We start from the raw sequence: 25025 nt of genomic DNA on the forward strand, positions 1-25025 counted from the left end.
TTCGGGGCTGGGGACAGAGTTGAACCGTCACAGCGGAAGGCAATGGATCAGTTTGTCGGCAAATGATCAGCCACGACTGACCCCGAACCGCGGACGGTTGGGAATCAGCGACAACAGTGCGCGTCAGCGACGACGCAGAAGCCGGCAGCAGGAAGCACCACGACGTGGCTCCCCATCGCACCGGCGGAATGCATGGCGCGAAGAATAACAGAGACGACGGTGAACGCCGCGCCGAGAGGGGTCTCAGCGCGTGAGAAACCACATGACGATGACCAGCAAAACCAGGATGACCAGCACCAACGTCACCCGCGAGCGCGGCATGCCGGTCATTCCGATCCCGCTTCCGCCGAATCGGCGCGGCGCAGCCTGCGCACGGCGTGAACGGCCTGCGCCAGCGCGCCGTCGAGCACCACGGCGATGCCGTACGCCAACGCCAGAACCACCGGCATCACGACCGCGGTCTGCGCCAAGAAGGGCAGTCCCGTCAGCCACAGCTCAACGCCGTCCCACCAATTCAGGAGCGCGCCCATGACGCAAGCGTATGCGATGGCAAAACCTGTCCCGTCCCGCCAGTAACTTTCGACACGTCCATTCCGGGTAGACGCGGCGCATATCCGCAGTCGATGATGTGCTGCATGGTTCTGCAACAGACCGAGCCCACCGACGGTGCGGACAGGAAGGCGAGCGACGGCCCGCTCACCGTGACCGCGCCGGTGCCTTACGCCGCGGGCCCGACGCTGCGGAACCCGTTCCCGCCGATCGCCGACTACGGCTTTCTCTCCGACTGCGAGACCACGTGCCTGATCAGCTCGGCCGGGTCGGTCGAGTGGCTGTGCGTGCCACGGCCCGACTCCCCCAGCGTCTTCGGTGCCATCCTGGATCGCGGCGCGGGCCATTTCCGGCTCGGCCCGTACGGCGTGAGCGTGCCCGCTGCCCGGCGGTACCTGCCCGGCAGCCTCATCCTCGAGACCACGTGGCAGACGCACACCGGATGGCTGATCGTGCGCGACGCGTTGGTCATGGGGCCGTGGCACGACATCGACACCCGGTCGCGGACCCATCGCCGCACCCCCATGGACTGGGACGCCGAGCACATCCTGTTGCGCACCGTGCGGTGCGTGAGCGGAACCGTCGAACTGGTCATGAGCTGCGAACCGGCGTTCGACTACCACCGCGTCAGCGCGACGTGGGAGTACTCGGGCCCGGCGTACGGCGAGGCGATCGCGCGCGCGAGCCGCAATCCCGACTCACACCCGACGCTGCGTCTCACCACGAACCTGCGCATCGGCATCGAGGGCCGCGAGGCCAGGGCCCGCACGCGCCTCACCGAGGGCGACAACGTGTTCGTCGCCCTGAGCTGGTCCAAGCATCCGGCACCTCAGACCTATGAAGAGGCCGCCGACAAGATGTGGAAGACCAGCGAGGCCTGGCGCCAGTGGATCAACGTTGGGGATTTCCCCGACCACCCGTGGCGGGCCTACCTGCAGCGCAGCGCGCTGACGCTCAAGGGGCTGACCTACTCCCCGACCGGCGCGCTGCTCGCTGCGCCGACCACGTCGCTGCCGGAAACCCCGCAGGGCGAACGGAACTGGGATTACCGCTACTCGTGGATCCGGGACTCCACGTTCGCGTTGTGGGGCCTGTACACCCTCGGGCTGGACCGCGAGGCCGACGACTTCTTCTCGTTCATCGCCGACGTGTCCGGCGCCAACAACGGCGAACGGCATCCGTTGCAGGTGATGTACGGCGTCGGCGGGGAACGCAGCCTCGTCGAGGAAGAGCTGCACCACCTGTCGGGTTACGACAACTCGCGTCCCGTGCGCATCGGCAACGGTGCGTACAACCAACGCCAGCACGACATCTGGGGCACGATGCTGGACTCGGTGTATCTGCACGCCAAGTCTCGCGAGCAGATTCCCGACGCGCTGTGGCCCGTGCTCAAGAATCAGGTCGAGGAGGCCATCAAGCACTGGAAGGAACCCGACCGCGGCATCTGGGAGGTGCGCGGCGAACCGCAGCACTTCACCTCCAGCAAGATCATGTGCTGGGTCGCGCTGGACCGCGGCTCCAAGCTCGCCGAGTTGCAGGGTGAGAAGAGCTACGCGCAGCAGTGGCGTGCGATCGCCGAGGAGATCAAGGCCGACGTGCTGGCCAGAGGCGTCGACAAGCGCGGCGTGCTGACCCAGCGCTACGGCGACGACGCGCTCGACGCCTCACTGCTGCTCGCGGTCCTCACCCGGTTCCTGCCCGCCGACGATCCGCGCATCCGCGCCACGGTGCTGGCCATCGCCGACGAACTCACCGAGGACGGTCTGGTGCTGCGCTACCGCGTCGAGGAGACCGACGACGGGCTCGCAGGCGAGGAGGGCACGTTCACGATCTGCTCGTTCTGGCTCGTGTCGGCGCTCGTGGAGATCGGCGAGATCAGCCGTGCCAAGCACCTGTGCGAGCGGTTGCTGTCGTTCGCGAGCCCGCTGCACCTGTACGCCGAGGAGATCGAGCCGAGGACCGGTAGGCATCTGGGCAACTTCCCGCAGGCCTTCACCCACCTGGCGTTGATCAATGCCGTCGTGCACGTCATCCGCGCCGAAGAGGAGGCCGACAGCTCGGGTGTGTTCGTCCCCGCGAACGCCCCGATGTGACGCTCAGGCCGTGCGTCGTGCCTGCGCGCGCTCCCAGGTGACGTCGAACCGCACCTCGTGCTGGGCGGGTACCGCGAGCACGACCGGGGTGAGGCTGCTGTTGGCCGCGTCGTGTGCGACGCCGGTGAGCACGCGGCCCCCGAATCCGTCGGTGCCTGCGGGTACGTGCACGGTGAGCGCCACGATGCCGGATCCGGTATCGGTGCGCAGGTAGAACTCGTCGTCTGGCGCCACCGGGCCCTCCATCGCAAAACCGTTGCGGTCCACCACATCTGCGTGATCCACCGTGATCGCGGCACGATCGGTTGCCTGCAATGTGAACGGCCCCACCAGATCGCCGTCGACGGCGGCCCGCTCGGCGATGACGGCCACCGGCACCGTGGCGCGCCGGGCCGCGTTCGCCCCCGCGACCAGATAGTTGTACAGATGTACCACCCGCTCGGGGTTCGCGAACGCCGCCGCACCGTTGAGCCAGAACGTGACATCACCGAGGTCCACCGTGGCGCCGCGGTCGGCCACGACGACCAACCGGTAGAAGCGGTAGCCGCGGCCGGTGCGGCCCGGCCGGGCCGACGACACCGTGGTGCCGACGCCGAGCGCGCGGCGGTGCCGTCCGCGTCCGGCCTCGAGGTTCAGCCCCGATGCCGCGACGTCCTCCCACTGCCGGCCGTCGGATGACTTCTGCAGCAGCAGCGACACCGCGGAATCGGACTCCAGTTCCACTGTGTAGCCGCCCAATTGGGGTTCGCCGTCGAACTCGAACACCAACCCGTCGGCAGTCCTGCGCCTCGCGACCGGCACGTTACGGGGGCGGTTGTCGAGTTCGAGTCCGTTGGTGAAGAACCAGATGGCGGCCTGTGTCGCGGCGATGGCCTCGTGCTCGGCGAGATTTCCCGCGCCGAGTCCGATGCCTGCGGCGCGCACCCGCCGGCTCAACTCGACGGTGCCCAGCACGGGGTACGAGTTGCGCACGATCCAGTCGATCTCGGCCTCGAACGCGCGGGCCCGCAGGTTCGGCACCGCCGACCAGGCGCCCGCGCGGTAGCGCGACGGACGGGTCGGCGCGTGACCGGTGAAGTCCAGCGAGTACGCCTCGATGTTCGGGTTGAGGCGGATCAGGTCGGTTCTGGCGGTGGCACCGTCGGCGAACACGATCTTCTCGACGGTGTGCGAGTAGGTGCCGCCGCGATAGCGCGTCATGGGCGGAAGCTCGGCGAGACGCACGAGCGGACGCGGCCGGACGGATACGGCAGAAGAGTGCAGAACAGACAGGGCAGACATGGGTGTTGACTTTCTGAAAGACCGGAAACGCGCAGGTCAACGCACCGCAAAGAAGGCGGGCGGACAACGCAGGGAAAGCGTCAGAAAATCAACAACAACAACGCACGTCGAGGCAGCGCGCGATACCGAAGCGCAGCGAAGCGACGTGTTGCATGCGGCCCACCATAGGGCAAGTCCGCCGGATCGGCCAGTCCCGGCCCTGATCACCGTCCGGGATCCGGTCAACATCACACATTGAAATCTGTCCGCGCACTAACGCTGTCCTAGGGCCGCGGCCGCCGTATTGTTTGCCACACGACCGCACTTCGACACCCGCCGGAGGAGCATCATGACGTCCGCCCAGAACGAATCACAGGCCCTCGGCGATCTCGCCGCACGGCAACTCGCGAACGCGACCAAGACAGTTCCCCAGCTGTCGACGATCACGCCACGATTCCTCTTGCACCTCCTCAGCTGGGTTCCTGTGGAGGCCGGCATCTACCGGGTGAACCGCGTGGTCAACCCCGACCGGGTGGCGATCCACTCCGAGGCGGGCGCGGGTACCGAGGAACCGCTGCCCGAGACCTACGTCGACTACGAGACCCATCCGCGCGAGTACACGTTGCGGTCCATCTCGACGCTGCTCGACGTGCACACCCGGGTCTCGGACCTGTACTCCAGCCCGCACGACCAGGTCACACAGCAGTTGCGGCTGACCATCGAGACCATCAAAGAGCGCCAGGAGTACGAACTGGTCAACAACCCCGAATACGGGTTGCTGGCGCAGGCGACGCCCGAGCAGACCATCCAGACCCTGGCCGGTGCTCCGACCCCCGACGATCTCGACGCGCTGATCACCAAGGTGTGGAAGACACCCGCGTTCTTCCTGACCCATCCGCTGGGCGTGGCCGCTTTCGGCCGGGAGTGCACCTACCGCGGCGTGCCGCCGCCAACCGTCAGCATGTACGGCGCCCAGTTCATCACGTGGCGCGGCATCCCGATCGTGCCGAGCGACAAGGTGCCCGTCGAGGACGGCAAGACCAAGTTCGTCCTCGTGCGCACCGGTGAGGAGCGCCAAGGCGTGGTCGGCCTGTTCCAGCCGGGACTGGTCGGTGAGCAGGCGCCGGGTCTGTCCGTGCGTTTCACCGGCATCAACCGTTCGGCGATCGCGTCGTACCTGGTGACGCTCTACACGTCGCTCGCGGTGCTCACCGACGACGCACTCGCCGTCCTCGACGGCGTCGCCGTGGACCAGTTCCATGAGTACCAGTGAGTACCGCTCGTTGAATGCCGAGAGCGATCTGCCGATAAGCGCCGACGAACTCTCGGCGCTGGCCACGCAGTTGTTCGCCGCCGGCATCCGGCCGGGTCCCGGCACACCGCCTCAGACCGCTCCGGTCGCACCACGCGGCAACGTGCCGGGTACCGCGCATCCGGTGACCCCGCCGACGGAATTCGTGGCCGTGCCGTCGGCCACGAGGTCGGTGCCGGCGCACACTTCACCGGTCCCGGAACCTGTTGCACCACAGACCGATCCCCTGGTCCCGCCGGGAGTGGCGGATCTGACGGCGTTCACGGTGCCCGGCGGTATCGTCCCGACACTTCCCGGTGTGCTGGCCGGCGCACGCACGGCCGTGCCTGCCGCCGAGTCGCCCGACTACTACTTCCTGCGCGACACACGCGCGCATCAACCCGTGCCTCAGTTTCCCGACCGGCACGAGATCTTCGACGTCAACGCGATCCGCGCGGATTTCCCGATCCTGCGTGAGACCGTCAACGGCAAACCGCTCATCTGGTTCGACAACGCCGCCACCACACAGAAGCCACAGGCGGTGATCGACCGGCTGTCACACTTCTACGCACACGAGAACTCCAACATCCACCGCGCCGCACATGAACTCGCGGCCCGCGCCACCGATGCCTACGAGGATGCGCGTGAGGCGGTGCGCCGCTTCATCGGCGCGGCCAAGGCCGAGGAGATCATCTTCGTGCGCGGCACCACCGAGGCGATCAATCTCGTCGCCTACGCGTGGGGCGGCAAGCACCTGGGCCCGGGCGACGAGATCGTCATCACCCACCTGGAGCACCACGCCAACATCGTTCCGTGGCAACTGCTCTCGCAGAAGACCGGTGCGGTGCTCAAGGTCGCACCGGTCGACGACGCCGGCAACCTGTTGCTCGGCGAGTTCGAGGATCTGCTGGGACCCCGCACCAAACTCGTTGCCGCAACGCAGGTGTCGAACGCGCTGGGCACGGTGACGCCGGTCGAGACGATCGTCGAACTCGGTCACCGCTACGGCGCACGCGTGCTGATCGACGGGGCGCAGTCCATCCCCCACATGCCGATCGACGTCGCCGGACTCGGCGCGGACTTCTTCGTGTTCTCGGGCCACAAGATCTACGGCCCCACCGGTATCGGCGTGTTGTACGGCCGCGAGGACGTCCTCGCCGAGACCCCGCCGTGGCAGGGCGGCGGCAACATGATCGCCGACGTGACACTTGAGCGCTCGTTGTACCAGGGTCCGCCCAGCAAGTTCGAGGCCGGCACGGGCAACATCGCCGACGCCGTGGGCCTCGGTGAGGCGATCCGTTACGTCGAACGCGTCGGCATCGAACGCATCGCGGCCTACGAACATGCCCTGCTCGAATACGCCACGCCCCGGCTTGCGGCCGTACCCGGGGTGCGCATCGTCGGCACCGCGCAGGAGAAGGCCAGCGTGCTGTCATTCGTGCTGGCCGGTCACGAACCCCTTGAGGTCGGCAAGGCCCTCAACGCCGAGGGGATCGCCGTGCGCGCGGGACACCACTGTGCGCAACCGATCCTGCGTCGCATGGGCCTCGAGGCCACCGTGCGGCCGTCGTTCGCGTTCTACAACACGTTCGACGAGATCGACGTGTTCATCGATGCGGTGCGCCGCATCGCCGAGGGTTCGGTTTAGCTCACGCGAGCCAAAAGCCACGCCTCGCCGTCGCTTTCGTGCTCGGCGATCACCTGCAGATCGCCGAAGTGCGCACGCAGTTCACCGGCACGTGCCCGGAACCGGCCTGGCTCGGCGCCCACCTCGCTGAGCACACAGATCGCCAGCAGACCACCGGGCGCCACCCGGGCCCGCAGCGCCTGGTACAGCCGAGGCTCACGGAAGCGGTGACACAGCACCACGTCGACCGGCGGACCGTCCGGCAGCCCGTCATCGAGATCCACCACGTCGAACCGGCACCGCTGCGAGACCCCGTGCCGGTCCGCCAGCTCGGTGGCCTGCGTGATCGCCACAGCCGACACGTCGATGCCCCACACGTGTAGACCCCGCCGCGCCAGCCACACCGAGTTCTCGCCCATACCGCATGCGATATCGAGTGCGCTTCCCGCCGTGGGGAATTTGTCGATATGGTCGGCGAAAGCGCGTGGTGGCCCGGGTGCTCTGTCCGACACGGTGCGGTCGGTGTAGGTCGCGTCCCAGCGTGCGCGATCACGTTCGCTCACGCGCGCACCCGTGGGAAGGGAATAGCGGTGGGTGGTTCACGGTTGGCCACAGCATGCGAGCCATTGTCTACGACCCGCTGGCCCCTGCAAACCTTCGATTCGCCGAGGTCGACGAACCTGCCGTCGCCGAATCCGAGGCGTTGATCGACGTGCAGGCCATCGCGCTGAACTTCGGGGAACTGCACTTCATCGATCACGCGCGCAAACCCGGGGAGATACCGGGCTGGGACACCGCCGGCATCGTCGTGCAGGCCGCGGCCGACGGGTCCGGGCCACCGGTCGGCACCCGTGTGGTGGGCCTGAACTTCGGCGGCGGCTGGGCGCAGCGACGCGCCATCGCCACCGAGAACCTGGCCGTGTTGCCCGAGTTCGTCGAGTTCGAGGAGGCCGCGGCGCTGCCGGTGGCCGCCGTGACGGCGCTGCAGGCGTTGCGCGCTCTCGGCCCCGTCGTCGGACGGCGTGTGCTGATCACCGGGGCTTCCGGCGGTGTGGGACGGTTCGCGGTGCAGCTTGCGGCCCGCGCGGGTGCGCACGTGATCGCCGCCGTCGGCAGCCCGGCACGTGGCGAAGGGCTCGAGGAGCTGGGCGCGGCCGAGATCGCGGTCGGGCTCGACGGCATTACTGAGCCGGTGTTCGGGGTGCTCGACAACGTCGGCGGTCCCCTGCTGGCGCAGGCGTTCCGCCTCGTGTCCGACGGTGGTTCGGTGCAGTCGATCGGGATGGCCTCCAACGAGCCCACCACCATCAACTTCGAGGAAGAGCGCCGCACAGGCAACCGGAAACGGTTGGAGACGTTCATGATCCGCACGCCGATCGGTCCGGATCTTCAGTACCTGCTCACATTGTTGGCTGATGGCGAGCTCGATCCGCAGATCGGTTTGCGCGATTCGTGGGACAACATCTCGACGGCCGCGTCCGCACTGCTGGGCCGTAGCGTCGCGGGCAAGGCCGTGCTGCGGGTCAGCTGATCGCGGGCTCAGTTTCCCTGCCCGCCGCGCCCCCGCGAGGCGAGGTCCGGCACCGGATCCTTGCCGTTGATGAACCAGTCGCCGAGGATCCGCGCCTTGTAGACGACGGGGTTGTGCGACGCGAGGGTGCGTGCGTTGCGCCAGTGGCGATCCAGGCCCAGTTCTTCGGAGGTTGCCGAGGCGCCGAGCGCGTCGAACACCTTGGTGGTGGACCGTAGCGCGGCACCGATGATCACCAATTGGGCCTGGGTGACCGCGACCTCGGCGTCGATCAGCAGTTGGCGGGCACGGTCCTCGCTGCCCGCGAGCCGGCCCGCCACCACGCGGTCGAGGGTGCGCGCACTCAGGGCCAGCGCGGCCTCGGCGCCGAAGGCCTCCGCCGAGACCTCGCCGATGACCTGCAGAAGCTGCGCATCATCGGACGGCACCTCCGAAAGCCCCTGCGGATAGTTGCGTTTCCGCTGCTTCAGCGCCGCCGACCCGTCGCGCTGCACGGCCTTGGTGATGCCGGTGAGCACAGCGAGCATCGCGATCTGATAGAAGTGCGGCTGATAGGCGAACCGCTCGACCGCCGGGAACACGTTGCCGCGTTCGGCCCGCACGTTGTCGTAGTGCGCCGAACCGCTCGCCGTGGCGCGCTGCCCGAAACCCTGCCAGTCGTCGACGAGCTTCACACCCGGATCGTCGGACCGCACCAGCGCGGTCCACAGTTCACCGTCGTCACCGCGCCCGATGACATCGAGCCAGTCGGCGTAAAGGCTGCCCGTGGCATAGTATTTCGCGCCCGACACCAGCCAGTGGTCGTCTTGCGCGGTGATGGTGGTGGCGATGTTGGCGAGCGTGCCGTTGTTGGCCTCTGTCCAGCCACCGCCGACGAACTCACCGGCCAGGAACCGCTTGATCCACGTGTTGTTCTCCTCGGTGACGGGTGCGTTGAGCCGGTCCTCCACGAACGCCAGATGATTTCGCCAGATGTGCGCGACGTTGGCGTCGGCCTGCCCCAGTTCGGCCAGCAGCTGGAAGGTCTGTTCCAGTGACGCGCCGAACCCACCCTGCTCGGCCGGGATGCGCAGCGTGCCGAATCCGGCCTCGTTGAGCCAGCGCACCTGCTCGTGCGGCAGGATCCGGTTGCGCTCACGCCCCACATTGCCCTCGGCGATGCGGGCGAAGATCGGCCGGAACACCGACCGCAGTTCGGCGTCGTATCCTGTCGGCCGCTTCAGATAGAAGCTGTCGGTGCTCATTTCGTACTCCCGTCGGCGTCGATTCGATACGCGTATTCATCGCGGACCGCCACGTATCCCAGTCGCCGGTACAACACGTGCGCGTTGCTGGCGTTGTTGATGTCGGTACCCAGCGATGCTGCTGTCAGGCCGCGACGCAGCGCCGCCAGCCAGATCTTCTTGAGCAGCAGCTCCCCGGTACCACGCTCCCTTCGGTCGCGACGCACACCGATGTAGTCGGTGTGTGCGCTGCGCTCCTCGCCCCGATCGGTGAGAACGCTGTACGTCGACCCCAGGACGTATCCGACCACCACGCCGTCCCGATCGACCGCGGCGAGACTGAAATCCGGGGTGAACGCACGGCTGTGCAGATGGTGCTCCCACCGTTGCGGCGTCTTCGACATGTTGCCGAAGTGCTCGCTGAACGTGTCGAACTGCAACCGGCGAACCTCTTCGCCGAAACCACCCGAGATCACCTGTGGCCAGGACAGAACCGTGAGCCCGTCGATGTGCTCGGCGGCAAGTTGGTCGGAATCTTCACCGAGCAGTGACCTGCGGGTGCTGATGAACTGCCGCTCCCGGCGGGCACCTGTCTCGGTGAGTGCCGCGATCGCAGCGGGCTGATCGGCGCCGATGTACACCCGCAGATAGGAACCGGGCGTCGCGACCCGGTGGAAGTGGTCGACGCTGTCGCCGACGATGTCCCGGACCGCCTGGATAGGCGCCGAAGGGGCGAACACGAAGGTGCCCAGCACTTCCGGCTCTTCGGTGTCCGGCCCGTGCAATGCCGCATACCCGAGGACGCCGCCGGATTCACCGCGCAGGACGACCGCCGAGCCGGGTAACGCCCCGTCGAGTTGTTCGGCGACGTCGCGGGAATCCGCGGCGAACGTCCGCCCACCCAGACCCGTCGTGGTGGCGAGAAAATCAGCGATGTGGGGATGGTCGTGCGACGTGGCTTGCCGAACCGTCCACGTGCCGACGCCGATGTTCTGGGTCATCGAGCACCGCCCCCTTCACCGTCGAGCACGTCGACGATGCCCTCGTCGGCCAGCCGCCGCTGTTCTTCCTCGGACAGGGTCTGGATGGTGCCGATCCGTTGCGCGATCTCCGGTCTGGTGCGCTTGAGGTACCAGTACCAGGCCAGCCCCGCCAGCAGGATCACGCCGAACACGAACGGCAGGATGTTGAACGGGAATTCGGGCACCGGGTAGAAGTTGCTGACGATGACGTATCCGAGCCCGACAGTCGCGGCGATCGACACGACTAGGTGCCACGGCGTCAGCGCGTTGATCTTGCGCAGCCAGATCGGGGTGGCGATGACCACGAGCAGGTAACTCGTCAGGAAGCCCCAGTTGGCGACGTAGCCGCCGTACACGTCGAACACGAGCCGGCCCGCCGAACTGAACGTCGCGGCGACGGAGAACACGAACGCGACGATGCCGACGAAGACGACGCCTGCCCAAGGGGTCTTGTGTTCCTCGTGCACCTTCGTGAACACACGCGGGAGTGCACCTTCGTGCGCGAAGGTGAACAGGGACCGGGCGGCGGCGGTGGTCACCGCGGTGACGAACACGATGAAGGCGATCGCCACCGCGCCGCTGACCACCTGGTTGACCCATGCCACACCGACCGAGTCGGCGAGTTGGGGCAGAACCGCCTTGTCACCGTCGATGTCGTCGAAATGCAGAATCTGCGGATACGTGGCGAAGATGTAGAGCACGCCGAGCAGGATCACGACCCGCAAGAGCGACCGCGCGATGTTTCGGTGCGCGTTCTTGGCCTCGGCACCCAGCGACGCCACGCTCTCGAAGCCCGCGTAGGACCCGACCGCGGTGACCGCGGCGATGAACGTCGCACTCGACCCGAGGTGCTGCGGCTTCCACTGCTCCCAATCGATCCGGAACCCGTATCCGATGTAGGAGGCCACGATGATGACCAGGATCGAGGCGATGGCCAGCAGTTCGAACGCCAACTCGTACCGTGCGGCCACCGAGACCCCGCGGTACGGCAGGTAGACCGCGACCCCCACCACGACGGCGACCAACAGCAGCTTGAACCAGATGGCCTGGGAGCCAAGGCCGATCGATTCGAGAAAGGCGTCGAGGTAGAGTACGCCGCCGAGGGTGCCGGTGGTGGCGAAACCGATGTAGCCGAACAGCAGGCTGAAACCCGCTGCGAACGCGAAGCCAGGTCCGAGGCCGTTGCCCGTGTACGTGCCAAGCGATCCCGACGACACCGTGCGTCTGGCTTGGAAGCTGATCGTCAGCGCCACGAGCACGACGATCAACAGGCCGATGACGGCAGCCCATGCGGCGCCCTTGCCTGCCGCGACGAACAGTGCGAACGGGACCACGGCCACCGCGACGCTGGGCGCCGCGGCCGCGAGGCCCTGCGCGAAAACACCCCACGGGCCGAGGGCATCGCGTTGCAGTCCGGTGGATTCCGCGGCGGTGAGGGCTCGCCCCCCGACCGGCGCAGTCGGATCATCTGTTGTGGTCACGGTGGTGTCCTTAAGTTCGTAGTTGCAGTTTCTTCGTGTTGTTGAGGCAGTTACGTTGGGCTGTGACCCGGGTGGGTCGGGTGTGGCTGTGGTGTGTGTTGCCGGCCCCTTGGTGCGGCTTGAAAGGACTGGCCGCCCGGCCTGCCTGGACTTCTCTGGCCGCTGATTGAGATCTGCGATGTGATCGCTTGTTTAAGGAAATGCTGGCGGGGTTGTCCTTGGGGATCATGTTGGCAGACAAGCGAAAAGAGGTGTGATGGCGGCGGGCCAGGTGTGGGCTGGAGTGGATGTCGGTAAAGAGCATCACTGGGTATGTGTGGTCGACGACAGCGGGAAGGTGGTGTTGTCGCGCCGGTTGGTTAACGATGAGCAACCGATCCGAGAGCTCGTGGCTGAAATCGACGAGCTGGCCGAGCGAGTGTTGTGGGCGGTGGACCTGACCACGGTGTATGCCGCCCTGTTGTTGACGGTGCTGGCCGACGCTGGCAAAACGGTCCGGTACCTGGCCGGCCGGGCGGTGTGGCAGGCCTCGGCGACCTACCGCGGTGGGGAGGCCAAAACCGACGCCAAAGATGCACGGGTGATCGCCGACCAGTCGCGGATGCGCGGGCAGGACTTGCCCGTTCTGCATCCCAATGATGACTTGATCAGCGAGTTGCGGATGCTCACCGGCCATCGCGCCGACCTCGTGGCCGACCGCACCCGCACAATAAACCGGCTGCGCCAACAACTCGTCGCGGTCTGCCCGGCCCTGGAACGAGCCGCCCAACTGAGCCAAGACCGTGGCTGGGTGGTATTGCTGGCGCGCTACCAGCGTCCCAAAGCGATTCGGCAAAGCGGTGTTTCGCGGCTGACCAAAGTCTTGACCGATGCCGGTGTGCGCAACGCCGCCTCGATCGCGGGGGCTGCGGTGGCCGCGGTGAAAACCCAGACGGTGCGTCTGCCCGGCGAAGAGGTGGCCGCCGGGTTGGTCGCTGATCTGGCACGGGAGGTGATTGCCCTCGATGACCGCATCAAGACCACCGACGCCGACATCGAGGGCCGATTTCGCCGCCATCCACTCGCCGAGGTGATCACCAGTATGCCCGGCATGGGATTTCGACTCGGCGCCGAACTCCTCGCTGCCGTCGGTGATCCCGCACTGATCGGATCGGCTGACCAACTCGCGGCCTGGGCCGGCCTGGCACCAGTGTCTCGAGACTCCGGAAAGCGCACCGGACGACTGCACACCCCCAAGCGCTACAGTCGCCGACTGCGCCGAGTCATGTACATGTCGGCGTTGACCGCGATCCGCTGCGACCCAGATTCCAAGGCCTACTACCAGCGCAAACGAGACGAAGGAAAGCGGCCGATCCCCGCCACCATCTGCCTGGCACGACGGCGCACCAACGTTCTCTACGCCCTCATCCGCGACAACCGGACCTGGCAACCTGAATCACCCCCAAACATCGCGGCGGCTTGACTTCTTCATTGAGAGTCCTTTCTGACCGCGACACTGTCCGCGCACAACTCGGCGCGGACGATCGATTCGGTATGTGATGTCAGGCTGCAGCAGATCCGGTGACCGTGAAACCGATCAAATCGGCGGGATTCTATTGGAAATGAACCGATTTACGACGGAAGGCAGACGCGGGGTGTGCGTCCCCGAGAAGGGGTGAGTCACCGCCGAACAGGCGCTGCCGCAACGTCGTCGGATCGCCCACCGCACGGGCACGACCGCGTCGCCGCAGTTCCGGGATCAGGTGGGTCGCGACGTCGGCGAAACTTCCCGGCGTGACGTGATAGGCGATGTTGAAACCGTCGACACCGGTCTTCTCGGCGTATGCCTCCAATTCGTCGGCCACCGTCGAACCGGACCCGACGAACAGTTCCCCACCGAATCCGCCGAGGCCACCCACGTAGTCCCGCAGTGTCAGACGTTCGCGCGTATCCGAATCGTTGACCGCGGCGAGGATCGACCGGCTCGCGTCGGTGTCGAACTGCTCGATCGGGCGGTCGACGCCGTACGTGGACCAGTCGATTCCGCTGAGCGCCGACAGCAGCACCAGACCGCCCTCCAGGTCGTGGAACCGTGCCAGTTCGTCAGCCTTGGACCGCGCAGCCGAATCGCTGCTGTCGGTGACGATCTCGACCGAGGTGATGAACTTCAACGACCCCGGGTCGCGGCCGTGTGCGGCGGCCCGCCGTCGGACGTCGTCGATGTTGGCACGCAGCACGTCGGGACGCGGATCCGAGACGAACACCAATTCGGCGTTGCGGGCGGCGAATTCACGCCCGGCAGTCGAGGTACCGGCCTGGAACAGCACCGGTGTGCGCTGAGGTGACGGTTCGACGAGATGTGCACCAGGAACGCTGAAGTACCTGCCCTCGTGGGCGATGTCGTGCACCTTCGCCGGATCCGTGAACACACCGCGCTCACGGTCACGGACCACCGCGTCCGGTTCCCACGAGCCCTCCCACAGCTTGTAGGTGACCTCGACGAACTCCTGCGCCATTGCGTACCGCTCGTCGTGCGGGATCTGCCTGTCCCGGCCGATGATGTTGCGCGCCGCGCTGTCCAGCAGGGAGGTGACGATGTTCCACCCGATCCTGCCGCGCGTGAGGTGGTCGAGGGTGCTGAATTTACGGGCCAACAGGTATGGGCTCTCATAGGTGGTCGACACCGTGATCCCGAACCCCAGTCGCTGCGTGGCCGCGGCCATCGCCGACACCGCAAGCAACGGATCGGTGACCGGTGTCTGCACCGCCCGAGCCAGTGCCGCGCTGGCGTCGCCACCGAACACGTCGAGTTGTCCCACCGCGTCGGCGATGAACAACAGGTCGAACCCGCCGTCGTCGAGCAGACGCGCGAGGTCCATCCAGTAGCCGATGTCGGTGTAGTCGGAGGTGCGGTCCTGCGGGTGGCGCCACATTCCGAAGTTGCCGTGCGACACCGTCGACATGGTGAAAGCAGACAGCACATAGGGTTCGGTCACGACACCGACCTCTGCGGGATGTCCAGGCCCAGATGCGCACGCAGCGTCGTACCGGTGTACTCGTGGCGGAACAGCCCACGCTTGCGCAGCACCGGCACCACCTGTTCGACGAAGAGTTCGTGCTGGCCCGGCAATCCGGAATCGCGCAGGACGAACCCGTCGGCGGCCCCGGTGGTGAACCACTCCTCGATGGTGTCGGCGATGCGTTCGGGTGTTCCCACAACCGCGGCACCCCACCCGTTCACCGTGCGGTACAGGAACTCCCGCACCGTCGGGTTGCCCTCGCTCGCCAGATGGCGGTAGCCCGCGAGAGCGGTCTGATGGGTTTCGGTGTGCTCGGGGAACGCCGAGTCCGGGACCGGACCGTCCAGGTCGGCGCCGGTGACATCGACGTCGACCTCCAACAACCATCCGGCCTGGTACCCGGGGCTGAAGTATTCGTACTCCTCGCACTCGGCACGACGGGCTTCCTCGTCGGTCGAACCGACGATGTAGCGCAGCGACGGTGTGATCAGCGGTGGCGCGCCACGTCCGAATTGCCGTGACTGCTCGTGGATCTGGCCGTAGAACGTCTGTGCGCGCTCGCGGTTGCCGTGGCTGGTGAAGATCACCTCGGCGTGCCTGGCAGCGAAAGCGCGTCCGGTTTCGGAGGATCCGGCCTGGAAGAGCACCGGCTGCCCCTGCGCTGAACGCGCCGCGCCGATCGGGCCTGCGACGTCGAAGTAGCGTCCGTGATGGTTGGCCGGCCGGATCCGGCCGACATCGTTGAAGATTCCCGCCGGGCGGTCCTCGACGATGGTGTCCTCACCCCATTCGTCCCACAGCTTGCGGACCACCTCGAGTGCTTCCTCGGCGATGGCGTAGCGATCGTCGTGGTCGATCACGCCGCGCGCACTGAAATTGTCCGCCGCTGCCCGCGCGAAGCTGGTCACCAGGTTCCAGCCGGCCCGGCCACCGCTGAGGTGATCGAGCGAGAGAAGCTGGCGCGCCAGGTGATACGGGTGCGCCAGCGTCGCCGATCCCGTCACGACGAGACCGATGTGCTCGGTCACCGACGACAGCGCCGCAGTGGCGGTGAGCGGTTCGAAGTCCTCGGTGATCTTGTACGCCCACGTCGCAGGCGGGCCATAGTTCAAGCCGTCGGCGAAGAACAACGCGTCGAAGGTTCCGGCCTCGGCGGTCTGCGCGTAAGCGATCAGCCGGCGTCGCACCCCCGCAGGCGTGTTGTCGGCGGCGGGATGGCGCCACGGACCGGCTGACCGGGTGTTGCCAAAGGCCAGCAGATGAAGCTCTCTGGTCACTCCCGCGAAGTTACGGCTCACGAATGCCACAGCCCAGGTTTGTGCTCAGCGCGAGGCAATCCCGTCACCGCACCTTCTCCCGACAGTCGATCGGCCATACGATGACGGGCGTGAGCACCGCAGAGCCCCACCGCACCGACACCACCCCTGCCCTGTCCCCCGTCGCCGCGAACCTCGAAGCGGTCGCCGAGAAGCTGGGCGTCAAGTCCGTCCTGGTGATGCGTTCCGAACCGGACTCCATGGTGGTCGCGGCAACCGCGGGCGAGGCGACCAAGCACTACACCGTCGGCGCCGCCGGAAGGAAGGCCGGTTCCGACGCCGGGCGGGTTCCGTTGTACTGCGAGCGTGTCGTCGCGTCCGACGAGACCCTGTTCGTGCGGGACTCACGCCAGGACAACACCTTCGCCGGCAACGAGGACGAGACCGAGTTCGGGCTGAGCAACTACCTGGGGCTCGCCGTTCACGACGGTTCCGGCAACGTTGTGGGCACCGTATGCGTGCTCGACGACACCGCACGGGACTATTCCGACGACGACCGCAGGGAGCTCGAGGAGCTACGCGCGCAGGTCGAGCAGATCGTCGCGCGCGACGACACGGCCCTGGGCTGAATACGGCCTGAACTCAGCTACTCGATGTTGGCCACGATCTGGTCGACGATCTCGCTCGCCTGATCTTCGACGCCCTCGCCGCAGGCCCACGCCTCGGCGACGAGATTGGCCGCCACCGACAGTGCGTGGTGACAGCCGCCGCGCACCGCGGTGTCGGGTACCGACAATTGGCTGATCGTGGACTCCTCCGCGGTGACCTCGCCGACCACCCACTCCAGCGGCATCTGGTCGATGTCGTAGGTGGTGAGGGTTCCCACGCACCCACGCCAGGTTTCGCGTGACTGGTCGAAGAAGTCGCGCGCATGCAGATCTGACGTGAACAACACGACGACCTGCTCGATCCAGTGCGGACTGAACGAGCCGGGTTCACGCACGATCTGGTCGCGCACCGCGGTCCATCCGGTGCCCGCATAGACCCGCTCCTGTGCACCGAAAGCCGCTGCGAGGCAATCGGGATCGTCCATCGCCGCCGAGCTGTCGTTGAACTGGTCGAGTTCGACGGTCACGGTCAGGTCGTCGGAGCCGACGATGTCGCCCAGCTCGCTGACCGGCAGCAACAGGTTGTCGAGATCCACCTCGGTCACCGCGGCCCCGGGCGGCGGTGCCGCCGGGTCCCGCGTCGCCGTCCCACCGACGACGGTGACGCACCCGGACAGCAGACACATGACCGCCGCGGCGGCACACGCGGTGCACAGCCGGGTCCATCGCCGCCCGGGCGTCATGATTCATTGTCGCTCGCCGCGCGACTTTTCAGGTCAGATCGCTGATCTCGTCCATGACCAGGTGCGCGATGTCGATCGCCACCGCGTCGACATCGGTGTTGCCCCTCGGACGGCTCTCCGGCTCGCTGTAGTACGCCACATCCACCTCGACGAGGCAGTTGGCCCGCACGCCGAGCGCACGGGCCACGGGAGTGATCAGGCTGTCGAGGGTATGGCCGAACTCGACGGTGGCCGCGACGACCGCATTCTCGATCCGCACATCGGTCACGTGATCGGTGAAGAATCCGCCCCGAACCGGTTCCTTGACGATCGTGACGGTGGTGCCGTCGCAGTCCTGCCACTGCTCGGCGAACGTGTCGAAGAGCTTGTTGGCACTCGCGACGCTGTCGAGAGCCACCACGCCGACGTTTGCGGCGAGCACCGCGCCGCCGTCCTCGTCGCCGTCGAACCCCTCGCTGACCACCTCGGTGACATCGGCGGACTCGTACACGCTGCGCTGCATGGCGCTCGTCGTGCCGACGCAATCATGCGGCGTCGCATCGCTTTCCGTCGCCAGCCCGTCGGGCATGTCCTCGATGCCACCCGATACGGCGCGGCGCCCGCCGATGTCCTCGACCATGCGCTGATCCAGGATCTCCGAGAGTTCGTCGACGCCGGGCAACACCCTCGCGATGTCGGCTCCGCGCAGCGGCCGTGGCGCCAGATCCGCGGCCGGTTGCATCGACCCGTCGACGATCCTGGTGCAGCCCACCACCAGCACCAGGGACGCAGCCACCACCGACCACTTGGCGATCGTCGTCATCAGCAACCACCCCCCGCAGTGCATACCTTCTCATGACCCTACTACGGGTCACACGTCAGCAAACGTGCGAAACGTGGCAGCCGTTCAGGCGGTGCGGGCTACTTCTTGGGCTTGTCGCCCGCCGCGTCGGTGGACAGCGCCGCGACGAATGCCTCCTGCGGCACGTCGACCCGGCCGATCGTCTTCATGCGCTTCTTGCCCTCTTTCTGCTTCTCGAGCAGCTTGCGCTTACGGGTGATGTCACCGCCGTAGCACTTCGAGAGCACGTCCTTGCGGATGGCCCGGATGTTTTCGCGCGCAATGATTCTCGAGCCGATCGCGGCCTGCACCGGGACCTCGAACTGCTGTCGCGGGATCAGTTCTTTGAGCTTGGAGGTCATCTTGTTGCCGTAGGCCGACGCACCGTCCTTGTGGACGATAGCCGAGAACGCGTCGACGGCCTCGCCCTGCAGCAGGATGTCGACCTTGACCAGATCGGCCTCCTGCTCACCGGCCTCCTCGTAGTCGAGGCTCGCGTAGCCGCGGGTGCGGGACTTCAGCGAGTCGAAGAAGTCGAAGATGATCTCGCCCAACGGCATGATGTAGCGCAGTTCGACACGCTCGGGCGACAGGTAGTCCATGCCCTGCAGTTCGCCGCGACGGGACTGGCACAGCTCCATGATGGTGCCGATGAACTCGCTGGGCGCGATGATCGTGGTCTTCACGACGGGCTCGAACACCGTGCGGATCTTGCCTTCCGGCCAGTCCGACGGGTTCGTCACGACCTTCTCGGAACCGTCGTCCTGCACGACGCGGTACACCACGTTGGGTGAGGTGGAGATCAGGTCCAGGCCGAACTCGCGCTCCAGGCGTTCACGGGTGATCTCCATGTGCAGCAGTCCGAGGAAGCCGCAGCGGAACCCGAAGCCCAGGGCCACCGAGGTCTCCGGCTCATACGTCAGTGCGGCGTCGTTGAGTTGCAGCTTGTCCAGCGCGTCACGCAGATCCGGGTAGTCCGAACCGTCGACGGGATACAGGCCCGAGTACACCATCGGCTTGGGCTCGCGATAACCCGTGAGCGCCTCGGTCGCGCCCTTGCGCGCCGTGGTCACCGTGTCACCGACCTTCGACTGGCGGACGTCCTTCACACCCGTGATCAGGTAACCGACCTCACCGACGCCCAGGCCCGCACTGGCCTTCGGTTCCGGTGAGACGATGCCGACCTCGTGCAGTTCATGGGTGGCGCCGGTGGACATCATCGCGATGCGTTCGCGCGGCACGATCTTGCCGTCGACCACACGGACGTAGGTCACCACGCCGCGGTAGATGTCGTACACGGAGTCGAAGATCATCGCGCGCGTCGGGGCGTCGGGGTCACCGACCGGCGGCGGCACCTTACGCACCACCTCGTCGAGCAGCTCGGCCACGCCTTCGCCGGTCTTGCCCGAGACACGCAGCACGTCCGACGGCTCACACCCGATGATGTGGGCGAGCTCGTCGGCATAGCGGTCCGGGTCAGCGGCGGGCAGGTCGATCTTGTTGAGCACCGGGATGATCGCCAGGTCGCGGTCCAGCGCCAGGTACAGGTTGGCCAGCGTCTGCGCCTCGATGCCCTGCGCCGCGTCGACCAGCAGCACCGCGCCCTCGCAGGCCTCCAGCGCGCGCGACACCTCGTAGGTGAAGTCGACGTGGCCCGGGGTGTCGATCAGGTGCAGCACGTAATCACCCGCGTCCGCGCCGTCTTGGCCGTCCTTCAGCGTCCACGGAAGCCGGACGTTCTGAGCCTTGATGGTGATCCCGCGCTCACGTTCGATGTCCATGCGGTCGAGGTACTGGGCCCGCATCGACCGCTCATCGACAACACCGGTGAGCTGCAGCATCCGGTCGGCCAGCGTCGACTTGCCGTGGTCGATGTGGGCGATGATGCAGAAGTTCCGAATCTGCGCCGGCGCAGTGAACGTCTTGTCGGCGAAGCTGCTGATGGGAATCTCCTGGTGAGCGTGGGTCAAGCGCACGTGTTGTGCGCTTCCAGGGTATCGAGCGCGACCCGTTGCGACACAATCGCCGGGTCTGCCGCTGGCATATGCTCGATTCATGGTGTCGCAGTGGAAGACGTTCCAGCGAGTTCTGAAGGGCACCGAGAACCTGGTCTTCAACGAGGCGCCCAAGTTCGTGCGCCAGCTACAGAAGTCCGACAACGTGCCCCGGACCGTGCAACAGGGCATCCAGCAGGGCATTCAGCAGGGCCTACGGCTCGGGATCGATGTGCTGGCCAGCGGCCTCGCCGGCGCCACGGCGAACAACGCACCCGCAATCACCGCGGGGCGCCCGGTGTCCAAACACGCCGTCCCGACCGCGCACCGCGCCCGCAAGGTCGTGTACTCCCCTGACCTCGACGGCCGCGCGGATCCGGGCGAGATCGTATGGACGTGGGTGGTCTACGAGGACGACCCCACCAAGGGCAAGGACCGCCCGGTGCTGGTGGTGGGACGCGACCACCGCACCCTGCTGGGGCTCATGCTCTCCAGCCAGGAGCACCGCAGCGACGATCCGAACTGGGTCGGCATCGGCACCGGCACCTGGGACTACGACGGCAGGCCCAGCTGGGTGCGCCTCGACCGCGTGCTCGACGTGCCCGAGGAGGGCATCCGCCGCGAGGGCGCGATCCTGGACCGCGTGCGGTTCGAGGTGGTCGCCGAGCGCCTGCGCGCCGAATACTCCTGGAGCTAGCGCCCGCCGGTTCTGCCGCCTGGACGGAACCGCACGTAGGGCCCGGCGGAGTCGCGGGTGATCTCACACCGCACGCCGTAGACGTCGGCGACGAGTTGCTCGGTGAGCACATCCGCCGGGGGTCCTGACGCCACGACCCCGCCCGCCGACAGCACCACGACGTGGTCGCAGAACATCGCGGCGAGGTTCAGGTCGTGGAGCGCGACGACGACGGTGATGTCGAGCTCGCGGATCAGCGCCAGGATCTCCAGCTGGTGGGCGATGTCGAGATGGTTCGTCGGCTCGTCGAGCAGCAGTTCCGTGGGTTGCTGCGCGAGCGCGCGGGCGATCTGCACCCGCTGACGCTCGCCTCCGGAAAGGGTGTGCCACAGCCGGTTCTGCATACCGAGCAGGCCCGTGACCGCGAGCGCGTCCCGCACGGCCGATGCCCCGTCCCCGTCGCCGCCGAACATCGTCGTGTACGGGATGCGACCGAGTCGCACCACGTCCCCGACCGTGATGTTCAGATCCGTCTCGGCGTGCTGGCCCACGAGCGCGACGCGTCGCGCGAGTGCACGGCGCGGCATCGCGGTCACCGGTCGCCCGTCGAGTTCGACGCGCCCGGCGTCGGGTCGGTCGAGCCCGGCCAGCAGACGCAGCAGCGACGACTTTCCTGACCCGTTTGGGCCGAGAACGCCCACGGTGCTGCCCGGCTGGAAAGCCACGGTGACATCCGCGAGCACGAGCCGGCCCGAGCGCAACCACCGCACGTCGTCGGCGCGCAAGCTCATCGCGCACCGGCCCTTCTGCGCAGCAGGATCATTGCGAACGCGGGCACGCCGAGCAGTGCGGTGACCACACCCGTGGGCAATTCCTGCGGCGCGAACACGGTGCGGGCCAGCGTATCCACCCACACCATGAAGACGGCGCCGAGCAGCGCGACCGTCGGCAGCAACCGCCGATGGTCGGGACCGACCACGAACCGTGCCGCGTGGGGCAGCACCAGGCCGACGAACCCGATCGCTCCTGCCGCGCTGACCAGCGCGGCCGTCATCAACGCGGTGACCACCATCAGCACCAGGCGCGCCCGCAGCACCGATACACCGAGTGTGGCGGCAGCGTCGTGACCGAACGCGAACGCGTCGAGCGTCCTGGCATGGAACACGCACACCGCGAGCCCTCCGCACACCACCAGGCCGCATGTCACGACGTCGCTCCACGCGACCCCCGCGAGGGATCCCAGCAGCCAGAACAACACCCCCCTGGTCTGCTCGGCATCAGCAGAAGACAACACGATGAAAGACGTCAAAGCCGAGAAGAGTTGCGTCCCAGCCACTCCCGCGAGCACCACCTTGTCGGTGCCGCCACCCGATGCGTAGGCCAGCACCAACACGACCGAGAAGGCGAACACCGCACCGACGAACGCACCCCCGGACAAGGTGAGCGCTCCGCCCCCGACCCCGAGCACCGCGACCAGCACCGCCCCGGTCGACGCACCGGACGACACCCCGAGGACGAAAGGGTCGGCGAGCGGATTACGCAGCAACGACTGCAGGATCGCCCCGCACAGCGCCAATCCGCTTCCGCATGCGGCGGCCAGCAACACCCGCGGCAGCCGAAGCTCCCACACGATGCCGTCCTGCAGACGCGTCGCCCCTGACGGCCCAGCGCCGAGATGCTCGCCGATGATGCGGTACACGTCCGAAACCGACAGCGCTGCAGGCCCGATGGTCACAGCCAGCGCGGACGACGCGACGAGCAGGACCATCGCCGCGCTCCAGACCCCAACCAGCGAGCGGGTACGCACGATCACCGGTCCGACGCCAACCCCAGCTCGCGCAGCCCGCGCGCCACCTTCTCGACCCCGTCGACCGTGCGGATCGACGGATTGAGATCGGCGCCGTTGACCACGATGTACCGACGCTGCTGCACCGCGGTGAGCCGCCGCGTCACCGGATTCGACTCCAGGAACGCGATTTTGGTTTGCAGGGAGTCGCCTTCGATGGTTCTGCGGCTCAGATCCGCCAGTACCAGGACGTCCGGATCTCGCTCGGCGACGCTCTCCCAACTGACCTGCGGCCACTCGTCGGTCGTGTCATCGAACACGTTGCGCGCCCCGACCGCATCGGCGATGACGCCCGAAGCTCCGCAACACCCCGCGAAGTACGGGGCGCGGACATCGGAGAACCAGAACGCCATGTCCACGTCGGTACGTGTGCCCGACACCGAGTCCATCCGGCGCCGCAGGTCCCCGACGAGTTCCGCACCGCGCTCGTGGACGTCGAAAATAGCCGCCAGGTCGGTGATCTCGGTGTAGATGGCATCCATCGTGAACGGTTCGGTGCGCGCACCGTCGCCGTTGACCGAGGTCTTGCCCTCACAGTCGCTCGGCGCGAGGTACGTGGGGACGCCGAGTGCTTCGAACCGGTTGCGGTCGGCGACCCCGCCCGGGCCCAGCGTGCCACCGAACGACGCCGACACGAAGTCCGGTTCGGCGTCGAGCACGGTCTCCAACGACGGTTTGTTCACTGCGAGCACCGGCACCCGCGCATTGTCCTCGGCGAGGTCATCGCGCACCGGGTCGGTCCACGTCGCGGTGCCGACCATGCGATCGGCCAATCCGAGCGACAGCATCACCTCCGTGGAGCCCTGGTTGAGCGATACCGCCCGCCGAGGTGAGGCGTCGACCACCACCTGCCTGCCGCAGTTGTCCACGGTCACCGGGTATCCGTGCGCGCCGGCCGAGACCGCCACCGGCGCCGCGGGTCGACCGCAACCCGCCGTGACGACGACGAGGACCGCTGCGCCGGCACACAGTCGGCGGATCATGAGACGAGACCGAACGATTCGAGGCCCGCGGCCATCTTTTCGACCGCCTGCACCTGACGGATCCCTGGATCGAGTTCGGATCCGGTGAGCACCACGTACCGTTTGTTGCGCACCGCGGTCATGTGGCGGGTCACCGGATTGGATTCCAGGAAACCGATCTTGGCGTCCAGGGCGTCACCGTCGATGCGCCTGCGGTTGAGGTCGGCCAGCACCAACACGTCGGGATCGCGGGCTGCGACCGCCTCCCAGCTGACCTCCGGCCAGTCTTCCGATGCGTCGGCGAAGACGTTGGCAAGGCCAAGTGCGGCGGTGTACAGGCCTGGGGCCGAACAGCATCCGGCCATGGATGGCGTCCGCAGCCCGGAGAACCAGTACGCCACGGTGGTGCCCGGCTTCGGTTCGAGCGAGGCCTCGGACAGGCGACGCTGCAAATCATCCACCAACCGCGCGCCACGTTCGGGCACATCGAACATCCGCGCCAACTGGTTGATCTCGTCGAACAGCGTGTCGAAGGTCAGCGGTTCGGTGCGGGTGACCGTCTCGCCGTCCACCTCGGCCCCGGTGCACACCGACGGTGACTGGTACGTGGCCACTCCGAGTTGCCCGAGCCTGGCGCGTTCGGCGACCACCGCGGGTGTGAATGTGTGCGCGCTCGCCGAGGTCACCAGATCCGGTTCGGCGGCAAGTACGGTCTCCAGCGACGGATCGTTGTCGGCGAGCCGCGGGACGCTTGCATTGTCCTCGGCCAGCGCGGGCAGCACGGGATCGAACCACGTCGAGGTGCCCACCATCCGGTCGGCGAGCCCCAGGGACAGCAGGATCTCCGTCGACGCCTGGTACAACGACACCACCCGTTGCGGTGGACGGTCGATCGTGACGGTGACACCGCAGTTCTCGAACGTCAGCGGGTAGTTCGTCGTCTCCTCGTGGGGCGACGGTTCGGTACCGCGCGCCGAACATCCCGAAAGCGCGCAGATCGCCAGCGGTAACAGGGTCAGAAGTGCGGTGATCGCACGCATCAGC

At 67.1% G+C, this 25025-nt stretch carries 23 protein-coding genes; 7 read left to right on the forward strand and 16 right to left on the reverse strand.

Going from position 1 to position 25025, the window contains the following annotated elements:
- Positions 1-104: 104 nt before the first annotated feature.
- Positions 105-194 (reverse strand): Ms4533A family Cys-rich leader peptide, encoded by a 90-nt coding sequence (locus AT701_RS36090; protein WP_353961014.1) that lies wholly within the window; start codon positions 192-194, stop codon positions 105-107.
- A 132-nt stretch (positions 195-326) separates the two neighbouring features.
- The gene (locus tag AT701_RS22145) at positions 327-530 is read right to left on the reverse strand and encodes a hypothetical protein (protein ID WP_011729899.1); all 204 of its coding nucleotides are present in this window, start codon (positions 528-530) and stop codon (positions 327-329) included.
- 105 nt (positions 531-635) lie between these two features.
- Between AT701_RS22145 and AT701_RS22150 the strand changes: the two genes are divergently transcribed.
- Positions 636-2642, forward strand: coding sequence for a glycoside hydrolase family 15 protein (locus AT701_RS22150; RefSeq protein WP_011729900.1), 2007 nt, complete (start codon positions 636-638; stop codon positions 2640-2642).
- A gap of 3 nt (positions 2643-2645) precedes the next feature.
- Here AT701_RS22150 and AT701_RS22155 read toward each other — a convergent pair whose 3' ends face one another.
- Positions 2646-3923: a thioester domain-containing protein gene (locus AT701_RS22155; RefSeq protein ID WP_058126595.1), complete on the reverse strand. Its 1278-nt coding sequence runs from the start codon at positions 3921-3923 to the stop codon at positions 2646-2648.
- A 328-nt stretch (positions 3924-4251) separates the two neighbouring features.
- Between AT701_RS22155 and AT701_RS22160 the strand changes: the two genes are divergently transcribed.
- Positions 4252-5175, forward strand: coding sequence for a family 2A encapsulin nanocompartment shell protein (locus AT701_RS22160; protein WP_058126596.1), 924 nt, complete (start codon positions 4252-4254; stop codon positions 5173-5175).
- Positions 5162-6841 carry a family 2A encapsulin nanocompartment cargo protein cysteine desulfurase gene (locus tag AT701_RS22165; RefSeq protein WP_058126597.1) on the forward strand — a complete coding sequence of 560 codons (1680 nt, stop codon included), beginning with the start codon at positions 5162-5164 and terminating at the stop codon, positions 6839-6841. Before AT701_RS22160 ends, AT701_RS22165 begins: the two co-directional genes overlap by 14 nt.
- Here AT701_RS22165 and AT701_RS22170 read toward each other — a convergent pair.
- Positions 6838-7383: a class I SAM-dependent methyltransferase gene (locus AT701_RS22170; RefSeq protein ID WP_058126598.1), complete on the reverse strand. Its 546-nt coding sequence runs from the start codon at positions 7381-7383 to the stop codon at positions 6838-6840. The genes AT701_RS22165 and AT701_RS22170 overlap by 4 nt on opposite strands.
- A 53-nt stretch (positions 7384-7436) precedes the next feature.
- Here AT701_RS22170 and AT701_RS22175 point away from each other — a divergent pair, with 53 nt between their 5' ends.
- Complete coding sequence (locus AT701_RS22175; RefSeq protein WP_003895905.1) at positions 7437-8351, forward strand: zinc-binding dehydrogenase; 915 nt, start codon at positions 7437-7439, stop codon at positions 8349-8351.
- A gap of 8 nt (positions 8352-8359) precedes the next feature.
- Here the strand turns inward: AT701_RS22175 and AT701_RS22180 are convergent, their stop codons facing one another.
- From AT701_RS22180 to AT701_RS22190, 3 genes are read right to left on the reverse strand one after another with little or no spacing between them, the layout of a single operon-like run.
- A complete protein-coding gene (locus AT701_RS22180; protein ID WP_058126599.1) occupies positions 8360-9595 on the reverse strand; it encodes an acyl-CoA dehydrogenase family protein in 1236 nt (411 codons plus the stop codon).
- Positions 9592-10575 (reverse strand): GNAT family N-acetyltransferase, encoded by a 984-nt coding sequence (locus AT701_RS22185; protein WP_011729912.1) that lies wholly within the window; start codon positions 10573-10575, stop codon positions 9592-9594. The genes AT701_RS22180 and AT701_RS22185 overlap by 4 nt, the downstream gene beginning before the upstream one ends.
- Positions 10572-12077, reverse strand: coding sequence for an APC family permease (locus AT701_RS22190; RefSeq protein ID WP_058126600.1), 1506 nt, complete (start codon positions 12075-12077; stop codon positions 10572-10574). Before AT701_RS22190 ends, AT701_RS22185 begins: the two co-directional genes overlap by 4 nt.
- Before the next feature lie 256 nt (positions 12078-12333).
- Here AT701_RS22190 and AT701_RS22195 point away from each other — a divergent pair, with 256 nt between their 5' ends.
- Positions 12334-13539 carry an IS110 family RNA-guided transposase gene (locus AT701_RS22195; protein WP_003893153.1) on the forward strand — a complete coding sequence of 402 codons (1206 nt, stop codon included), beginning with the start codon at positions 12334-12336 and terminating at the stop codon, positions 13537-13539.
- Positions 13540-13669: 130 nt separating this feature from the next.
- On the opposite strand, the gene AT701_RS22200 is transcribed toward AT701_RS22195, so the two are convergent.
- Together AT701_RS22200 and AT701_RS22205 are read right to left on the reverse strand one after the other, a co-directional pair.
- Positions 13670-15052, reverse strand: coding sequence for an LLM class flavin-dependent oxidoreductase (locus AT701_RS22200; protein ID WP_058126601.1), 1383 nt, complete (start codon positions 15050-15052; stop codon positions 13670-13672).
- Positions 15049-16353, reverse strand: a complete 1305-nt coding sequence (locus tag AT701_RS22205) for an NtaA/DmoA family FMN-dependent monooxygenase (RefSeq protein ID WP_058127702.1) — start codon at positions 16351-16353, stop codon at positions 15049-15051. The genes AT701_RS22200 and AT701_RS22205 overlap by 4 nt, the downstream gene beginning before the upstream one ends.
- Positions 16354-16454: 101 nt before the next feature.
- Between AT701_RS22205 and AT701_RS22210 the strand changes: the two genes are divergently transcribed.
- The gene (locus AT701_RS22210) at positions 16455-16961 is read left to right on the forward strand and encodes a GAF domain-containing protein (RefSeq protein ID WP_223495718.1); all 507 of its coding nucleotides are present in this window, start codon (positions 16455-16457) and stop codon (positions 16959-16961) included.
- Positions 16962-16978: 17 nt separating this feature from the next.
- On the opposite strand, the gene AT701_RS22215 is transcribed toward AT701_RS22210, so the two are convergent.
- The 3 genes from AT701_RS22215 to lepA form a co-directional block, all read right to left on the reverse strand.
- Positions 16979-17683 carry a sensor domain-containing protein gene (locus tag AT701_RS22215; RefSeq protein ID WP_058126602.1) on the reverse strand — a complete coding sequence of 235 codons (705 nt, stop codon included), beginning with the start codon at positions 17681-17683 and terminating at the stop codon, positions 16979-16981.
- 28 nt (positions 17684-17711) lie between these two features.
- Positions 17712-18485 carry a sensor domain-containing protein gene (locus AT701_RS22220; RefSeq protein WP_058127703.1) on the reverse strand — a complete coding sequence of 258 codons (774 nt, stop codon included), beginning with the start codon at positions 18483-18485 and terminating at the stop codon, positions 17712-17714.
- Positions 18486-18583: 98 nt separating this feature from the next.
- A complete protein-coding gene (gene lepA / locus AT701_RS22225; RefSeq protein WP_430929654.1) occupies positions 18584-20560 on the reverse strand; it encodes a translation elongation factor 4 in 1977 nt (658 codons plus the stop codon).
- Between lepA and AT701_RS22230 the strand changes: the two genes are divergently transcribed.
- Entirely contained in the window at positions 20559-21194 is a 636-nt protein-coding gene (locus AT701_RS22230; protein WP_011729921.1) for a type II toxin-antitoxin system PemK/MazF family toxin, read from the forward strand. The two genes, lepA and AT701_RS22230, sit on opposite strands and share 2 nt — an antisense overlap.
- Here AT701_RS22230 and AT701_RS22235 read toward each other — a convergent pair.
- The 4 genes from AT701_RS22235 to AT701_RS22250 are packed head-to-tail and all read right to left on the reverse strand — an operon-like array spanning position 21191 to position 25021.
- Entirely contained in the window at positions 21191-21964 is a 774-nt protein-coding gene (locus AT701_RS22235) for an ABC transporter ATP-binding protein (protein ID WP_011729922.1), read from the reverse strand. The two genes, AT701_RS22230 and AT701_RS22235, sit on opposite strands and share 4 nt — an antisense overlap.
- On the reverse strand, positions 21961-22986 hold the full coding sequence (locus AT701_RS22240) for a FecCD family ABC transporter permease (protein WP_014878063.1): 1026 nt from the start codon (positions 22984-22986) through the stop codon (positions 21961-21963). Before AT701_RS22240 ends, AT701_RS22235 begins: the two co-directional genes overlap by 4 nt.
- The gene (locus tag AT701_RS22245) at positions 22983-24002 is read right to left on the reverse strand and encodes an ABC transporter substrate-binding protein (protein WP_011729924.1); all 1020 of its coding nucleotides are present in this window, start codon (positions 24000-24002) and stop codon (positions 22983-22985) included. Before AT701_RS22245 ends, AT701_RS22240 begins: the two co-directional genes overlap by 4 nt.
- Entirely contained in the window at positions 23999-25021 is a 1023-nt protein-coding gene (locus AT701_RS22250) for an ABC transporter substrate-binding protein (protein ID WP_011729925.1), read from the reverse strand. Before AT701_RS22250 ends, AT701_RS22245 begins: the two co-directional genes overlap by 4 nt.
- Positions 25022-25025 lie beyond the last annotated feature (4 nt).

Source organism: Mycolicibacterium smegmatis (assembly GCF_001457595.1).
Classification (GTDB): domain Bacteria; phylum Actinomycetota; class Actinomycetes; order Mycobacteriales; family Mycobacteriaceae; genus Mycobacterium; species Mycobacterium smegmatis.

Excerpts from the sequence above, each read along its gene's own strand:
- AT701_RS22150 (WP_011729900.1), top strand. The coding sequence starts at position 636 with ATGGTTCTGCAACAGACCGAGCCCACCGACGGTGCGGACAGGAAGGCG.
- AT701_RS22220 (WP_058127703.1), bottom strand. The coding sequence starts at position 18,485 with ATGACGACGATCGCCAAGTGGTCGGTGGTGGCTGCGTCCCTGGTGCTG.
- AT701_RS22175 (WP_003895905.1), top strand. The coding sequence starts at position 7,437 with ATGCGAGCCATTGTCTACGACCCGCTGGCCCCTGCAAACCTTCGATTC.
- AT701_RS22185 (WP_011729912.1), bottom strand. The coding sequence starts at position 10,575 with ATGACCCAGAACATCGGCGTCGGCACGTGGACGGTTCGGCAAGCCACG.
- AT701_RS22215 (WP_058126602.1), bottom strand. The coding sequence starts at position 17,683 with ATGACGCCCGGGCGGCGATGGACCCGGCTGTGCACCGCGTGTGCCGCC.
- AT701_RS22145 (WP_011729899.1), bottom strand. The coding sequence starts at position 530 with ATGGGCGCGCTCCTGAATTGGTGGGACGGCGTTGAGCTGTGGCTGACG.
- AT701_RS22210 (WP_223495718.1), top strand. The coding sequence starts at position 16,455 with ATGACGGGCGTGAGCACCGCAGAGCCCCACCGCACCGACACCACCCCT.
- lepA (WP_430929654.1), bottom strand. The coding sequence starts at position 20,560 with ATGAATCGAGCATATGCCAGCGGCAGACCCGGCGATTGTGTCGCAACG.
- AT701_RS22195 (WP_003893153.1), top strand. The coding sequence starts at position 12,334 with ATGGCGGCGGGCCAGGTGTGGGCTGGAGTGGATGTCGGTAAAGAGCAT.
- AT701_RS22160 (WP_058126596.1), top strand. The coding sequence starts at position 4,252 with ATGACGTCCGCCCAGAACGAATCACAGGCCCTCGGCGATCTCGCCGCA.
- AT701_RS22180 (WP_058126599.1), bottom strand. The coding sequence starts at position 9,595 with ATGAGCACCGACAGCTTCTATCTGAAGCGGCCGACAGGATACGACGCC.
- AT701_RS22230 (WP_011729921.1), top strand. The coding sequence starts at position 20,559 with ATGGTGTCGCAGTGGAAGACGTTCCAGCGAGTTCTGAAGGGCACCGAG.
- AT701_RS22155 (WP_058126595.1), bottom strand. The coding sequence starts at position 3,923 with ATGTCTGCCCTGTCTGTTCTGCACTCTTCTGCCGTATCCGTCCGGCCG.
- AT701_RS22245 (WP_011729924.1), bottom strand. The coding sequence starts at position 24,002 with ATGATCCGCCGACTGTGTGCCGGCGCAGCGGTCCTCGTCGTCGTCACG.
- AT701_RS36090 (WP_353961014.1), bottom strand. The coding sequence starts at position 194 with ATGCATTCCGCCGGTGCGATGGGGAGCCACGTCGTGGTGCTTCCTGCT.
- AT701_RS22250 (WP_011729925.1), bottom strand. The coding sequence starts at position 25,021 with ATGCGTGCGATCACCGCACTTCTGACCCTGTTACCGCTGGCGATCTGC.
- AT701_RS22165 (WP_058126597.1), top strand. The coding sequence starts at position 5,162 with ATGAGTACCAGTGAGTACCGCTCGTTGAATGCCGAGAGCGATCTGCCG.
- AT701_RS22235 (WP_011729922.1), bottom strand. The coding sequence starts at position 21,964 with ATGAGCTTGCGCGCCGACGACGTGCGGTGGTTGCGCTCGGGCCGGCTC.